This window comes from Runella defluvii (assembly GCF_014195535.1).
Classification (GTDB): Bacteria; Bacteroidota; Bacteroidia; order Cytophagales; family Spirosomataceae; genus Runella; species Runella defluvii.
The window spans coordinates 403335-420050 of the sequence record NZ_JACIBY010000003.1 but is presented as its reverse complement, the minus strand read 5'-3'; the positions used below and the strand labels follow the sequence as shown (position 1 = coordinate 420050).

Sequence of the window (16716 nt, the reverse complement as noted above, 5' to 3'; positions counted from 1 at the left end):
TTGCTCAAAATCGTAGGATACAGTACCGTTGTGCTGCTTATTCTTGCCTATTTTTTGTTCGTGCTTCCTTTTTGGGGAATCCCTTTTAATGCCCAACGTCACGGCAACCCTCCCCTTACGCCCGCTTGGGCGTTGGAATGTTGGCTTTGGGAAGACGATAAAAACACTGCCGCCTACGAAGATTCGTTGCTGGCAGGCTACGCGCAGCACGACATTCCCGTACGGACGCTGTTGATTGACAGTCCGTGGAGTTTGAGATACAATGATTTTGAGGTCGATACGCTGCGTTATCCCAAACCCGCCCAATGGTTCAAGGGCTTAGAGGAGAAAGGTTACCGTGTGGTACTTTGGATGACTTCGATGGTGGACAGTTATAGCAAAGACACCCGCCTCTCGACATCGCAAGATTTTTACCAAAACGCAAAACAACGCGGTTATTTGGTCGGAAACGGCAACGAAATCAAATGGTGGAAGGGCAAAGGAGGTTTTATCGACTACGCTAACCCCGACGCTCGGAACTGGTGGCAAGGGTTGCAAAAAAACGTGCTTCAGTACGGAATAGACGGCTGGAAATTGGACGGAACAGCTACTTTGTTTCGGCAACAAATAGGTTTTTTGCCTTTTTTGTACCAAAAAACGCACTCAGGTTGGATGAGTACACGCCAATACATGGACTGGTACTATCGGGAGGAATATGCCAATGGCCTCCGCCACAACCCTGAATTTGTGACGTTGGGCCGCGCCATGGATCGTTGGTTTCACCCCGAAGGCTTCGCCCCCATCGACGCCTCCCCCGTCAACTGGGTAGGCGACCAAAAACACCATTGGAGAAGTCCAGAAGCACTTTCAAGTAACGGCAAAGAAAAAGACATCGCTTTGGACGGAGTACAAGGATTTGAGTCGGCGATTCAAAGCATTTTACGAAGTGCCAAAAGGGGCTATAACGTCATTGGCTCTGACATCGCGGGCTTTTCGGGCGACTCTATCCCTCCGCGACTGTACATTCGATGGGCTCAATTTTCGACTTTTTGCGGCTTGTTTCTCAACGGTGGCCACGGCGAACGAGCCCTTTGGAAACGAAGTGCCCAAGAATTAGAAATCATTCGGCGTTTTTCGTGGCTGCATACCGAATTGGTTCCCTACATGTACAGCTATGTCGTATCGGCCCACCGAGGAGGTACGCGCTTACAACAACCTACAGAAGGCAAGTATCATTATATGTTTGGCGACCATTTGTTGGTAGCGCCCATTTACCAAGACCAACTCGACAACGAAGTAACCTTGCCCGCTGGTAAATGGCGGTATTGGTTTAACGACCATGAACTGTTGGAAGGCAATACAAAGTTTGCCAAACGGTTTCCCCTAGAGGAGTTTCCCGTTTACATCAAAGAAGGCAGCATTATTCCGTTACGAATCGAACGCGCATATACGGGGATTGGTGATTCTACCTCCCGCAATTACCTCACGTGGTTGGTTTATCCCGCAGGAAGTAATGAGTTTAGTATCTATGACCCTCAAAATCAAACCCCTACAACACTTCGAGTAGCACAACATGCCACTTGTCTCACCCTTTCGTTGACAGGAAAACACGTGCCTCACATCCTTGCCATTCATGCTGCCAAAGCCCCAAAAACGGTAACCCTCGACGGAAAAATCATCACTTTTCGCTTTGAGGCACATAAACAAAAGCTTTATCTCAAAACGGATACTTACTCAGTCGGGAACTATCAAATTGACTATTAAGACCGCTTTTAACATCATTACAAAGTTTCTTGTAACTTGCCATCTTGTGTTCCATTTAACCTATTGATGATGAAAATAGCACCCTATCTATTGAAATAAGGATAAAGATAGTCCTTCCAAGTTTTTGAAACTTGGAAGGACTTGCAACAACCTTACTGCTGCGCCAATCCGTTTCCAGTAGAATATAAATCGAGAGTTAAGATATTGATTATTTGAACTTTATAGAATTTTATGTAAATTTACAATCGTATTTTAAATTTACATAAATGATTCCAAGAGCACTGACTGATAAAGCACAATTGCTGCTGACTAAGTTTCCGATGGTATCTATCTCTGGGCCGAGACAATCGGGAAAAACCACGTTTTCTAAATTGTTTGCTTCCGATTATCAGTATGTCAACCTGGAGCTGCTTGACAATAGAGCCTTGGCTCAAAATGACCCGCGTAGTTTCTTGGAGCGGTACCAAAACCGCGTTATCTTGGATGAAGTACAGAATGTCCCCGATTTATTCTCGTACTTACAAGTGTTCACTGATGAGCGTAACCGAACAGGAGAGTATGTTTTGACGGGCTCACAGAACTTTTTGCTCATGCAAAAAATCACGCAGTCGTTGGCGGGAAGAGTTGCCTTATTAACCCTTTTGCCATTTTCATATTTTGAGCTACTTGAAAAACCATCCATTGACGAGTTTATCTTTAAAGGAGGTTATCCAAGGCTCATTCAAAAAGAAATATCTCCTGACGACTTTTTTCCAACCTACATTCAAACGTACATTGAGCGAGATGTACGGCAATTGATTCAGGTTCAAAACCTTTCCCTTTTTCAAAATTTCCTGTATTTGATGGCTGGGCGAGCAGGACAAGTATTTAACGCCTCAAGTATTGCCAATGATTTGGGCGTAAACAGTCAGACCGTAGAAGCATGGACATCGGTTTTGGAAGCATCGTACATTTTATTTCGGTTGCCGCCTTACTACAAGAATTTCAACAAACGCATCACCAAAGCGCCTAAAGTCTATTTTTACGACACAGGGTTACTATGTTATCTGTTGGGAATACGTACCGAAGCCGAAATCCAGTTACATTTTGCCAAAGGCGCTATTTTTGAGAATTTGGTGATTCTGGAGGTGATGAAAATGCACTACAACCAAGGCCGTCGTCCACAATTGTATTACTGGCGCGACAGCAATCAAAACGAAGTAGATTTGCTGATGCAAGATGGGCTAAAACTTCACGCAATTGAAATTAAAGCGGGCAAAACAATTAACGGCGAGTTTTTTAAAGGATTAACCTACTTCAAAAAGATAGCACCCGATGCCCAACTACATTTGGTGTATGGTGGTGACGACTATCAAAAGCGTAGTGAAGCCACAGTACTGGGCGTAAACCATCTGGAGCAATTGTTCATAGGAACATCATCTTAATAACAGACTGGTTAAAGTTTCTTGTAACTTGCAATCTTGTGTTCCATTTAACCTATTGATGATGAAAATAGCACCTTATCTATTACTTGCGCTGTTGGCCGTCCAATGCAAAACAGCCTCAACTCCTCCCCAAAATTTGCAAGAAACCCTGGCCGATGTTGAAAAAATCAAAGGCCGTACCGAATACATTGAGTCACCCTACGTAACAGCGGGCGACCGCGTCTATATGGTGGGTCACCAAGACGGTTCTTTTCCCGATTTGGGGTGGCACATTACGGGCGAAATGGGAGGAATTTGGGACCATCCGATTAAATTGATGGATGGATTTTCGGCCCAATTAACCCTCAACAATTCTACCCTTTGCCTTACCAAAGCCGACACGTTTTACAATTATCCCTTTGCCAATCAACACGTTTACCTTCTCCCCAAAGAAGGAATGCGGGTAGAACGTTTGCAGTTTGTGCCTGATGGGAAAGAAGCCATTGTGGTTCAGTATGCGTTTCATAACTCCGACGCCAAAGAGAAAAAAATCACGTTTCAGTTCAACGGAAAATCGGATTTACGGCCTACTTGGCTTTCGGAACGCACCAACACCCAAGACGGAAACGACCAAGCAACGTTTGATGCGGGCTCTAACGCTTGGGTCGTAAAAGATAGCCTCAATGAATGGTTCGTTACGTTTGGGTCAACGCTTGCGCCCGTCAAACACGCAACGGAAGCCAACGATTGTACCTTAAAATCAGTAGGCAAAGGCACCAATACTTCGCTGATCTATGAGCTCACGCTTCCTGCCAACGGTTCGCTTGTGCTACCGTTCACCGTGGCGGGGTCGTACGAGTCGAAAGCCCAGGCACAGGCTACGTTGGAAGAAGTTCAGGGAAAAACGGCGGAATTGTTCCGTGCCAAAAAGAAACGATATGCCGAATTAGCGTCACAAACGCAGATTTCGATTCCCGACAAAGACGTCCAACAAGCCTTTAACTGGCTCAAATACAGCACCGATTGGCTCGTACGCGACGTACCTGCGGTGGGTCGTGGGCTTGCCGCAGGTCTGCCCGATTATCCCTGGTGGTTTGGGGTGGACAATGAGTATTCATTGCAAGGTGCTTTGCTCATCGGCCGCTTTGATATTGTCTATAAAACCATTGAGTTGCTCGTTAAAGAGTCGAATCGGGTCAATAAAAACAGCGGGCGGATTCTCCACGAAATGTCCACCAACGGGCAGGTTTTTAACGAAGGCAACATCAACGAAACGCCCCAATTTGCGACGCTTATTTGGACCGTTTATCAATGGACAGGCGATAAGGAGTTTTTGGCCAAGTACTACCCTGTGGTGGTGAAAGGCTTGGATTGGTTGATGAAAGAAAACGACAAAGACGGCAATCTCCTCCCCGACGGCTTTGGCATGATGGAAATTCACGGGCTGAACAGCGAAATGATTGACGTGGCGGCCTACAGCCAAAAAGCATTTGCAGACGCGGCACAAATGGCCAAAGAAATGGGGGATGTAACGCTGGTAGCTAAGTACCAAAACATTGCTCAAAAAATCAAAGACAAAATCAATACGGAGTTTTGGGTACCTGAAAGTCAGTCGTATGCCGATTTTATTGGTACAAAAGAGCAAACCCTCCACCTAATTGACGACGCCATCGTAAGGGCCGATACGCTCAAAAAACCTTGGGCCGTCGCCGAAATAAAAGCTTTGAAGGCAAAGGTCAAATCTTTGCCCGCAGGAACGAAAAAAGGCTTTGTCCTCCACCACAATTGGGTCGTAAATACGCCGATGGAAATGGGCATCGCCGATTCGGACAAAGCCTTAAAAGCCCTTGAAACGGGGCACAAGTTTGTCAATCCTTTTGGGATGTTTGTCACGGGCATCGACCGCGACGAATCGGCGGGCAAAGACGTGAGTTCGGCAGCGAAGGGCAAGAAAACATTTACCTATACGGGTGCCGTGATGACCCTCCCAACGGGTGTTCAGGCCATTTCTGAAAACAACTACGGTCGTCCCGACCAAGCCCTCGATTACCTCAAGCGCATGACGCGGGCGTTTAGCTTTGCGCTCCCTGGGTCGATGTACGAGGTTTCTCCCGATTTTGGCATGTTTGCCCAAGCATGGACACTTTATAGTTTTGGCGTACCGATTATTCGCCAATTCTTTGGTGTTCAACCCAATGCCGCCCACAAAATCATTCGGATTCAACCTCAATTTCCTTCCTCGTGGGACAAAGCAAGCCTAGAAAAATTAACCATTGGCGACAATCAGCTCACGGTTCATTTTGAAAAAAGTGACAACAAACAGACCATTCGCCTCACTCAAACCAAACCTGATTGGAAAATTGTTTTTGCCTTGCCAAAAGGAAAGTATAAATCGTGGGAGGTAAACGGCAAAAAAGTAACGGCGACGCAGGAAGGGGCGCTAGATGTGTCGGGAAGCAATGGGGAGAAAGTGGTGCTCGAAGCCTTTTAATGGCATATAACTCCCTTGCACCTTCCCGAAAGTTCAAGACTTTCGGGAAGGCAAAAAAGATACACCAACCCCATGAATATAAAGATTTTAACTCGCCTTTTTTCTATTATCTTCTCATTGGGGCTGTTGGGTTTCTTGTCCAATTCCCAACAAACTTTGAACCTAGAAAATGCCTTCCCTCAGCTCACGTTTGAGCGTCCTGTTGAGTTTACCCACGCGGGCGACGGCAGCAATCGTTTGTATGTGATTGAGCAAGAAGGACGGATACGGGTGTTTGAAAATAGCCCTTCGACAAAGTCAGCCGACGTTTTTTTAGACCTTAAAAACAAAGTTTCCTCGGAAGGTGAAATGGGATTACTGGGGCTTGCTTTTCACCCCAATTTTAAGCAAAACGGCTATTTTTACGTCTATTATACCAAACGTAAACCGTTGGAATCCATCATTGCTCGCTACCAAGTGGTTTCCAACAAAGTGGATGTTTCGACGGAAACTATTTTACTGCGGTTTGACCAGCCATACGACAACCACAACGGCGGCAAAATTGCCTTTGGCCCCGACGGATACCTCTACATTGGAACGGGAGACGGTGGTGCGTGGGGCGACCAGCATAATTATGCCCAAAATCGAAGTTCGTTACTGGGAAAAATCTTACGAATTGACGTCAACCAAACAACCCGAGGCGCTTACGGCATTCCAGCCGACAATCCCTACGTGGGCTCGAAGGAAAGTTTTCGGGAAGAAATTTATGCGTATGGACTGCGAAACCCGTGGAGATTCAGCTTCGATACCGCTACTAAACAACTTTGGGTGGGCGATGTGGGTCAAAATGAATTTGAAGAAATAAATATCGTGACCAAAGGAGGGAATTACGGCTGGCGACTCAAAGAAGCCGTGCGTTGTTACAACCCTCGAAAAGATTGTGACCCTGCCCAACAACTCATCGACCCCATTCACCATTACCCTCGTTCCGACGGCGTTTCGGTAACGGGAGGGTTTGTGTATCGAGGTTCGCGTGCGCCTTCCCTGCGGGGAAAATACCTTTTTGCTGATTATAGCAACGGCAAGGTATGGGCACTTCGTTTTCAAGGAAATCAAAAAATGGAGGTTCAACTTCTTACCAAGGAGGTGGGGCGGTTTCTGCCTTTGGCGAAGATGCCCAAGGAGAGCTTTATCTTTTGGATCATTCTAGCGGCAAAATCAACCGATTTTCTCCATCAAACTAACCCAAAAACACCCAACGTATGACAACTCCCACCGTTCTTTTAAATCATTTTTACCTGACCCTCGACCGCGAAACATTTCAGGCAATAGCCCAATGTGAGTTTTTACGCCATCAGTTTGCCCCAAACGAAATCAGAACCACCCATCGTACCGACCGAAGTTATACTGGGCTCTATTTTTACGGGGAAAGAACGTATTTTGAATTTTTTGACGTCACGACAGAAACACACCGACACATCGGTGATTCGGCCATTGCGTTTGCCCTTGAAAACGAAGGAGATACCACTCTTTTAGAAAGTCATTGGCCTGATTCGCACCGACTCAGCATTACTCGCCCTACGGATACCGAACAAATACCTTGGTTTGAGATGCTTATTCCAAAAGGATTCACGCTTGAACACCCTCTGACCTTCTGGACGATGGAATACCACCCTACTTTTCTTACAAGTTGGTTTCCAACGGTCACTGCGGCCCCTACATTGGCGCGCCAAGAGGTTTTAGAACGTTACAAATCCCGAATTGGTGAAGTTGCTCACCCCTATTTCAAAAATATAAGTGGCCTGACCATTGGATTACCCGCAGAGGTCTATCAGGCCGTTGATCATTTTACCCACCAATTTGGGTATGCCAAAAAAGCCACGTCTAGCGGTTTTTTCTTTACCGATGTTGAAGATGTAACATACCACATTCAGCTCTCAGAGAATGAGCACTATGGAATTTCGGAAGTAGTTTTTGAGGTGATGGGCCAACCGAGTCAGGCAGATTGGAAATTGGGCAACTCTGAACTTCGATTTTTCAACGACCAAAATGCCGTTTGGAAGTTTTGGTAAAACATCTTCCCGAAAGTTCAAAACTTTCGGGAAGATAAAAACTTTCGGGAAGATAAGGTTCCTAAACGCCTTTCGCGATTTTATCCAAACGAACAATCGACTGCACCATCGAGCGAACGTCGTGGTAATTGATTTTCCAAGAGTGACTCATGTGTTTCCAAATTGGCACCCCTTGGCGCGTCATCAGCGGCCACCACTCTCCTAGTTCGTGATTAATCATTTTGTCAAACACAAAACGGTGGATGTTTTCGTACGCCTCCAAATACTTTTCGTCTTTGAGGTAACGATACGCATCCAACATCCCAATCAACATTTCGGCTTGTTGCCAGAACTCTTTCTCGCGGTCGTACACCTCGCCCGCGTGCGAACCTTCAACAAATACACCGCCAAATTCCCAGTCAACGCCGTATTGTAATGAATGGCTGTACGATTTTTTGATTTGCTCGCCGTACGTATCATAAGGTAAACCTAGCACGTCGAGGGCGTGCATCAACAACCACGCAAACTCCGAATTGTGTCCGTAGCTGGTATTGTCTTCTGCGGCTGCTTTCATTCCGTCTTCGGAGAAGCGATCCCAACCCCATACAATATCAAATTTGATTTGTGGTGCTACCGACCAATCTGCCCAAAACTGCGGGATACCCGTGCCGTATTCTGGGTGCATGATTTTAGTCACCAACAACTCAATGATTTCTAACAACTTACGGCGATGCACCTCCAATCCTGTACATTCGTACAAGGTCGTGAAGGCTTCCATTAAGTGCATGTGCGCATCAAGCGTTTTACGATCACCACCTGCTGCACCTGGCCCTTTGAGGGTCCAATCGCGGTGGAACATCTCGAAATACCCCCCAAAATGCGTATCTGCGCCGTATTTTTGGAGGAGGTCAAAACATTTCTCAGCGTACTCCCGACCGCGCGAATCTCCCGTGGCGAGGGTATATTCACTCAATGAATAAATACAAAAACTGAGGCCGTAGATGATTTTTTGGTCGTTGGTAACTTCCCCTTTGCGGTTGGTCATCCAGTAAAATCCACCAAATTCCTCGTCCCACATGTTGTTGATGAGGTAATCAACCCCGTGGCGAGCCATTTCGGCAAATTCACCGTTACCATATCCCGCACGGTGCACCGACGAATAGGTAAATACCGACCGAGATTGAGCAATCAGCGATTTTTCATCTTCGCCCGAATCATTTCCAAACTGGTCAAAATGCGTTAAAAAGCCGCCATTTTCTTTATCGACAGTACGCTTTACCCAAAAAGGCAATAGTCCATTGTTAAGATACGTCTCAATTTCCTGACGCAAGGATGCAATTTTTTCAGAAGTCATAGTGAAGCGTTTTTTTTCATAAAAACACAAACGTGTGTAATAACTACTTAAAGTGTGCCGATTTGGGCTATTTCATGGTATCAGCAACTCTAAAGTACCACAGTCGCTGGTTTTCCCTTTGGAACCGTGAGCGTTTTCGAGTTCTTGCCGTATTTAACAAGGACCGTTCCCCCCATTTTAGAAAATACTTGCGCGTGGGTCAACTTCCCGTCTTTCCATTTCATATCTACGACATAACCGCCTCTGGCACAAAGCCCCTTGACTTCACCTTCTTTCCAAGCCGAGGGGAGCGCTGGTAAAAGTTCGATGCTTCCGTCGTGGCTTTGAAGAAGCATTTCGGCCAAACCTGCCGTTGCGCCAAAATTCCCATCAATTTGAAAAGGTGGGTGAAGATTAAAGAAATTAGGCGCCGATTTTTGTTTCAAAATAATGTTGAAGTTTTTCAGCCCTTCATCACCATTTCTTAGCCTTGCCCAGAAGTTGGTCACCCACGCTGCGCTCCAGCCCGTTTGGCTCGCTCCGCCTCCGTTGGCTAAGCGATATTCCAGCGATTTTTTGGCCGCTTCCACCAACTGCGGGGTTTGGCTGTAGTTAAACGCATTGCCAGGGTAAAGCGCGTACAAATGCGACATGTGGCGGTGCCCTGGCTCCACTTCTTTGTATTCTTTGGCCCACTCCATCACACGCCCGTCCGAACCAATTTTTACGGGTTGTAGCTTTTTGCGGGCTGTTTTTAACTCTTCGATAAAAGCGTCTTTGTCGTTCAAAATCTCGGCGGCACTGATGACATTGCCAAAAAGCTCGTCGATAATTTCTTGGTCGTGCGCAGGCCCCATGCTTATCGAACCTCGGCTGCCATCGGGTGCGACAAAGGCGTTTTCGGGTGAGGACGCAGGCCCCGACACCAGCAGCCCCGATTCGCGGTCAACGACCAACCAAGCTTTGTAAAAACGGGCGGCATTTTTCAACGTGCCATACACCGACTGCAAATAGTTTTTATCTTTTGTAAAAGCATAATGCTCCCACAAATGTTGGCAAATCCAACCACTCGCCCCCGACGTCAAGCCCCACGAAGGGTGTTCACCTGGCGAAGTAAAACCCCACACGTTCACAATCGGATTAACACTCCATCCTGGCAGCCCAAACTGTACGGAAGCCGATTTGGTAGCTGGTTTTTCGATGTCCTTGATAAACTGCGTCATCGACAAGTGCAACTCGCTAAGGTTGGTAACCTCAGCAGGCCAATAATTCATCTGAATATTGATATTGGTATGGTAATCGCCGTTCCAAGGCGTCTGAATTTTGTTTGCCCAAATGCCTTGTAAGTTGGCAGGAAGGGTGTTTTCGCGGGTTGAAGAAATCAACAAATAGCGCCCAAATTGAAAGTACAGCTGCGATAAATGGTTGTCGTTTTCACCCGTTTTAATCGCCGCCAAACGTTCGTCAGTAGGGGTATTATCGGCTGTTTCGCTCAACGTCAACGCCACTCGATTAAAATATTTTTGGTAATCGGCAAAATGTTCTTTTTTGGTTTGGGTAAAAGGCTGCGCAAACGCTTTTTTCAAATTGGCCGCCGTAATCCCTTTGTAATCACGGCCTTTGTAAATGGGATAATTGGGCAAATAATCGGTTGAAGCCGTGAGGTATAAAATCACTTCATTGGCATTTTTAACCACCAATTTATTGTCCAAAAACGACTGCGTTCCTCCGCTCAATTTGGCTTTGAGTCGCGTCATGTACTGCATACCGTCGCTGCCCTGGCCATTGTGAAGCGCGCCAAACATGCGCAATTCGCCCTCAGCGGCTTCGGTCGTAAAACGTTCTGGACGATTGAGCGTGGCCGTAAAGCTGATTGCACCTGCTTTGTTGGCCGTTAGACGCACGACCAACGCGTTCAAAGGCCCACTGACAAAATACTCACGTTTGTAGGTCACGCCGTCTTGGGTATAGCTGACATTGGCAATGGCTTCGTTCAAGTTCAAATCTCGATAATACGACTGATAATCAACCTGTTTACCAAAATCTAACCACAAATCACCCAACGTTTGAAAGCAGCCAAAAGGCACATTGGCTCCATTTCCCTGCCCCGAACCTTTGCCGTTACAAATCTGCGTTTTGTTGGTCAAAGCCGTTGCTTCTTTAAATTTCCCTGCAAAAAGTAAGTTACGTATTTCGTCCAAATACTTGGGTGCATCGGGATTGTCATTATCAAACGGACTACCGCTCCAGAGTGTTTTTTCGTTAAGCTGAATGCGTTCTTTATTGACATCCCCAAACACCATCGCTCCGATGTTTCCGTTCCCAATTGGCAACGCTTTGAGCCATTCTTGGTCGTCTTTCCAACCTTCTTTACTGTCGGGCGTGGTGGCCGAAGCAGGTTGTTTGTACCAAAGTTTCAACGGCTGCTTTTGACCAAAAACAGTTCCAACAATGACGAGGCAAAAGCCGATTTTTACAAGTATTTTATTCATAGAAAGGGGTGTTTAGGGTTCTATTTTTACCGATATTTTGTATTGGGGAATTACCTCTAAGGCGTTAAAGGATGGGCCAGTAGCCTTCATACGTTCTACCACCTCCGACGAAATTCCAGTAATGTTGTCATTCCAAGCCGCCAAACGTACCCTGATTTGCCCGTACGGGAGGTAATTTTTCACCCCCAACAACCAAGGCACCCCATTAAAAAGGTGATCGTTTTTCAGTTTTTCGCCTTGCCATAGTTCTGCTTGTCCGCCGCGATAATCCACCTTCACAAACACATCGTTAATATAAGCAGGAATCGCCTCTGCGCTACCGATTTCTACTTCATTTGTTGCCAGTTTTTTATGCGCAATGCGGGCTTCTTTTGGGAAACATTCACCGTATAATTGTCCCAAATCGACGAAAGTGACTTTTTATGGGGCACTGCCAAAGTGAGTGCATTGGCTGGATACACCTTCAAATCAAACGTATTCTTATTCAATTGACGCATCTCTAACTGACTGTTTTTTAGGAAAATATCAGCCTCTGAAAGCACCAACACCTGCTTCTCGTTTAGATTTACACGCCACGCATTCTCGGCTTCGGTACGTGTCAAAAACACCAACGTCACCCGCTTTCCTTGTTCATTTTTAAGTTCAATGGCAGTTGATTTGGAAGAAGAAACAACATCCAAACCACCTTCGCTACGAAGTGCCCAACCAGCAGATTTCATCTCTTGTATGGTTGTTTTATCAAGTGCCACTTGCGGCTCAACGCCATTGAGTTTTTGAAAAAACACCATCAGATTCCCCTCATTTTCAACCTTAGCAAATGGTTGAGCGAGGGCATATTTAACCAAAATTCCGTTTAAATTCAGATTAAAAGGCAAAATCGGCGAGGTTTCTCCTTTCAGGGTAAACGTCGGAAAGTTAATCGTTTCATTGGGGAGTTTTATTTGCAAAGACACCTGTTTATCAGGCATCGGCACCCGTACTTGGGCATTACACAAAAACACAAATCCGTGGTTGTCTTTGACCCGACCTATGTACCTGAGTTTCTCCGTATTCAACTCATCGCGGAGTGGATTGTGGGCTTCTACAACACGCATTTGTACTAGCTCTTTTCCGAAATCATTGGCAAAATGATGTAAAATTTTGAGGTATTTGTACGAAGGTCGCAAGTAGCCAAATTCACTGATAGGCGCCTGAAAATCATAATTTTCGGGACAGCCAGGCTCTTTGAGTCCAGGTGATTGGGTACCACCGTGAAACATATAATACCCCATCATGTTCATCCCTCGCCCCATTTGATTTTGAAGGTGTGCTTCTACGATGTGAGGTTCCACCACAAAACGGTTGGCGTAGGTCACCTGACTCCCACAGCCCTGTTCGCACATGCCTTTTGGAAAACGATTGGTATCATAAAATACCTTACCAAGAGCATCGGTCATAATCCATTGGTCGTTGCCGTAGAGGAAATCTTTGGTAGCCTTCCCTCCGTCTTTTTCCCAACCACGGTATGGATACCCACCTTGGAGCGGAATCACTTCTTCCTTGGTATCGTCAAAGACTGTATTGGCCGTCACCGACCAAAAAACAGGTTCAATTTTGCTGGAAAGCGCCATTTTTTTAAGCGTTGAGATATGTTCCGCTTGCCCTGACGCATATTCGTTTTCTAACTGCACCCCAATGATTGGCCCGCCATTTTTGAAGTACAAGCCACTTGTTTGTGTACCAATCTGTTGGAAAAACCGAGAAGATTCCGCCAAATATGCCGAATCATTGGAGCGCTTGCCCTTCATTGAATTTATCCAATCGGGGTGTCCGCCGTACAATTGCTCCCCGTGAGACCACGGTCCAATTCGTAGCCAAACGTAAAGTCCATGTTTTCCGCACAGTTCGACAAACCGCCGTAGGTTCCGTCCATTTTCCCAATCCCATGTCCCTTTTGGCGCTTCATGTTCGTTCCAAAATACGTAAGTGGCCACAATACCCAAACCACCACTTTTCATTTTCAGAAGTGCTTCTTCCCAATCTTGGGGATGTACCCGATTGTAATGAATTTCGCCCATCAGGGGGTACCACGGTTCACCATTTTTGATAAAATACTGGTTATTAGCCGCCAACCTATTACCCGATGGATTGCTCCCTTGCATTGGCAACCGCGTTGGAGTTGCATTTTGCACTTTTGTCATATCCAAAACGGCTCGTTCTTGGGCATACGTCGAGGAAAACCCTGCCATAAAGGTCAAGGTCAAACCTATTTTTTTTAGGACGTTCATAAAATGCAGTTTTTCTTTTTAGTCAACAATCAATAAAAACCCCTTCGTTGGGGCGATTTCCAAAGCACCCTCTTTGGAAAAAGGCTGGCCTTGTTGGAAGTTTTTGACGGCAGGAATGGTAAATTTTGCCTTAGAAGGGTCGATACCGATGGCTTTCCAGTCGATATTCAGTTTCACTTTTACGGTTTCGGACGCCCACGATGCCACCGAAATAAGGGCTTTTCCTTGGTGAACATAAGCCGTTGCCAGCACTTTTTCGTTATCTGTTTTGACGGGACAGTTTTCCTCCCAATAACCGCTCATTTTAGCATGGGCAATGTCGAACTCATCCCAAATTTTCCAAATATCACGCGGGTCGCAACTCACCCCTTCCGTAAACCACGGATAGCGAACCGTCATGCCATAAACCATTCCTCGCCACGGATTGCCGCCGCTGTGTAGCATATCGCCCATGTGCCCAAACGGAATACCTGACACTTCGACCATCCAGTTTTCGGGCGGCATTTTGTCGTAGTTAAAACTCTCGCCAAACCACAGTTTATTGAGATACGGAAAATACTCGGTGTATTGGTTGGCGGGGCCTTTGGAAAAGCCTGTGTTGGAATGTAAATCAAGCAAGCAGCCTGGTTTGACGGCGTTCATCACTTTCCGCATTCGTTTCAGCATGGTACGGTCAAAGGCCACGTCGTCGAGGTAAAGCCCGTCGATGTCAACGTTTTTGACCAGCCATTGGAGGCCATTGATGTAATAATTGTACCAACGGGATTTGCCACCCGTCCGAATCGCCGCGTCGCATTCTTCGTAACCGTTGATTTTGTTGAACCATTGCACATCGTAATGCTCCACCAAATGTTCACGTAACCACGGAAAGCCGCCGCCTTTCCCAACGGCAAAAATCTCATCGCCCAAGCTCCGCAACGCCCACAGCTCAGGAACCTGATTTGTCAGTTCGCGAATTGTGTAATAAATTTTGACTTTCAAGCCTTTACTGTGCCAATAGTCCACAAAATTTTTCATGCTATCGACCGCGATAAAGGGGTAATTGATGTATGGATTAATTGGATTTGCGTGGTGTACGTTGGTAATTTTAATGCCCGATGCCAAATCTTTCAGCGACGGAGCAGGCTTATTTCCGTCGTGGTAATAGCGGTTGGTAAACTGGTCGTAGGTATCTTGTTTCTTGACGGGTGTGAGTAATAAACGGAACGAAAAATCAAGGCTTTCCCCTGCGTTCATCGTCCGTTCTCCTGAGTACGTTGTAGCGAGCGTTTGCGCGTCATTGCTCAAAATCCTAAACCCTCCTTTGTTAGTATTGTACCAAGACGACGGTGGAGCAGGATGATAGAGGTTCAATAAGGGTCCTGTGTAATCGGCACCCAGCATCTCGCATTGTAAACCTGCCTTCACAGAGCCAATCCAGTACGAGTCCTGCGGGCCTTTCCATTTCCATTGGTATTCCGTGGGACAAAATCCCCCAGGCAACCCCATGCCCATACAATAGGTTGCATTGGCTTTCTCCACGGGAATCTCCAACCGAGCATCTTTTATGTTCAGGGGTTTTTCCGTTTTTAAGCGAATTTTGTACATCAATGTCCCGTCAAACTCCATGCTTCCGTCGCAACGAAGGCTAAATCCACGGCCTTTTCCCTCGGCTACCCACGCAATTACGCCCGCGCTGTTTTTGGTAAATCGAAGGGAGGAAGGAGTGATTTTTTCCACTCCCGCCTCCGTTTCGACCACAAACACAACGGGGTTACGTAGCAAATTTTGTTGATTGACCTTCATCGACGCTGGAAAGCCCGACTCGTTGAGCGACACTTCTCCCATGAGGTACGAAATCTGTTTCCCATTTCTTTTCAAAGCCGTGTAAGGCGCAACGGGTTGGTCGTCCATGCCCAAGGTCGAGTTTAGCCAACGCAATCGGGAATGTCGCCACGGCTCGCTATCACCTCGGTCGGGAAGCAACTCGTTGAGTACGTCGAGGGTTACTTTTACCGTTTGTGGTGTCTCGTTTTCGGCGGAAATGGTTACGTCAAACGAATTTTTTCCTGGTTTTTCATTGGGAGCAATGTCCACCCCAAACCAAAGCGTTTGTACCTTTCCTTGGGCTACGTCCACTTTTTTTTCAAACGGGCGACCGTCGGCGTCGATGCCTCCTGTGTTAAAGCAGGTTACTTTTTTGTTTCCCAAAAACGTCACTTTGAGGTTTTTTAGCTCCTTTTTGGCCGCAAAAACCGCAATTTGAAACGCATAATATTCATTGCGCAATGCTTTCCCAAGAAACACGTTAGCAGGTTTTTGCTCAATCCATCGATAAGGAATATTTTCCGTCATTCGCACAGGGAACGTTCTATCTTCTGGAAAAAGCAGGAAATTTTTGTTTGTACTTTCGATTAATGTCTTTCTTTCCGCCTGCGTCGCGCCTACTTCCATCGGATAAAAACTATCAAAAGCCGTCCGCGATTCTATTTTCAGCACGGAGGCTTGCGGAAGTAATTTTGCCTCAAAATCGTTGGCCACAAGTCGATGCTTTTCGAGCCAAGCTTGATGGGGTTTGTTTTCAGGAGTCAAGTACTTTCCTTCCCACCAACCGATGTTCTTTTTCCCCGCAAAAGGCATGTAATACACGTAAAAAACGCCTGCGTGCTTCGGTTCAAACACAAACTCTCCAACTTCATTATCAATGTTAATACGATGAATATTTGCCACTTCTACCCCCTTCTCATCGGTAATTAAAAGCCGTTTTTCGTGGGGATTTACGTCACGACGACGCCAATGGATTTTTGTATAAACCGCCTCGGCTGGTTGCGCCACGGTGATGACCGCACGATGATTGCCCTGTTCTTCCACCCAAGGCGTGGTGGCTACGGCATAGGGGGGTATTTGGGCGTGCAGTGTTCCGATAGCGAAACACAAAAAAGCGAAAAAAGGTATGATTGATTTCATGAAGGTGCGGG

General features: G+C 46.3%; 10 protein-coding genes. 5 read left to right on the top strand and 5 right to left on the bottom strand.

The genetic code is table 11. From position 1 onward, the window contains the following. From FHS57_RS09235 to FHS57_RS09215, 5 genes are all read left to right on the top strand, one after another. Complete coding sequence (locus tag FHS57_RS09235) at positions 1 to 1743, top strand: TIM-barrel domain-containing protein (RefSeq protein WP_229601294.1); 1743 nt, start codon at positions 1 to 3, stop codon at positions 1741 to 1743. Positions 1744 to 2009: 266 nt separating this feature from the next. Beyond that, positions 2010 to 3167 (top strand): ATP-binding protein, encoded by a 1158-nt coding sequence (locus FHS57_RS09230; protein ID WP_183972779.1) that lies wholly within the window; start codon positions 2010 to 2012, stop codon positions 3165 to 3167. Between the two features lie 58 nt (positions 3168 to 3225). Further along, positions 3226 to 5637 (top strand): alpha-L-rhamnosidase-related protein, encoded by a 2412-nt coding sequence (locus FHS57_RS09225; RefSeq protein ID WP_183972777.1) that lies wholly within the window; start codon positions 3226 to 3228, stop codon positions 5635 to 5637. Between the two features lie 72 nt (positions 5638 to 5709). After that, positions 5710 to 6882: a PQQ-dependent sugar dehydrogenase gene (locus FHS57_RS09220; RefSeq protein ID WP_229601293.1), complete on the top strand. Its 1173-nt coding sequence runs from the start codon at positions 5710 to 5712 to the stop codon at positions 6880 to 6882. Continuing rightward, complete coding sequence (locus FHS57_RS09215; protein ID WP_183972776.1) at positions 6879 to 7688, top strand: DUF5829 family protein; 810 nt, start codon at positions 6879 to 6881, stop codon at positions 7686 to 7688. Before FHS57_RS09220 ends, FHS57_RS09215 begins: the two co-directional genes overlap by 4 nt. A gap of 61 nt (positions 7689 to 7749) precedes the next feature. On the opposite strand, the gene FHS57_RS09210 is transcribed toward FHS57_RS09215, so the two are convergent. The 5 genes from FHS57_RS09210 to FHS57_RS09190 all read right to left on the bottom strand — a co-directional run bounded on the left by FHS57_RS09210 (position 7750) and on the right by FHS57_RS09190 (position 16705). Further along, complete coding sequence (locus tag FHS57_RS09210; RefSeq protein ID WP_183972774.1) at positions 7750 to 9021, bottom strand: beta-1,2-mannosidase; 1272 nt, start codon at positions 9019 to 9021, stop codon at positions 7750 to 7752. 89 nt (positions 9022 to 9110) lie between these two features. Next, on the bottom strand, positions 9111 to 11492 hold the full coding sequence (locus FHS57_RS09205; RefSeq protein ID WP_183972772.1) for a glycoside hydrolase family 95 protein: 2382 nt from the start codon (positions 11490 to 11492) through the stop codon (positions 9111 to 9113). Positions 11493 to 11504: 12 nt separating this feature from the next. Beyond that, a complete protein-coding gene (locus FHS57_RS09200) occupies positions 11505 to 11894 on the bottom strand; it encodes a hypothetical protein (protein ID WP_183972770.1) in 390 nt (129 codons plus the stop codon). Continuing rightward, the gene (locus FHS57_RS09195; RefSeq protein WP_183972768.1) at positions 11819 to 13759 is read right to left on the bottom strand and encodes a beta-galactosidase; all 1941 of its coding nucleotides are present in this window, start codon (positions 13757 to 13759) and stop codon (positions 11819 to 11821) included. Before FHS57_RS09195 ends, FHS57_RS09200 begins: the two co-directional genes overlap by 76 nt. A gap of 18 nt (positions 13760 to 13777) precedes the next feature. Beyond that, on the bottom strand, positions 13778 to 16705 hold the full coding sequence (locus FHS57_RS09190) for a glycoside hydrolase domain-containing protein (RefSeq protein WP_183972766.1): 2928 nt from the start codon (positions 16703 to 16705) through the stop codon (positions 13778 to 13780). Between the last annotated feature and the right edge of the window lie 11 nt (positions 16706 to 16716).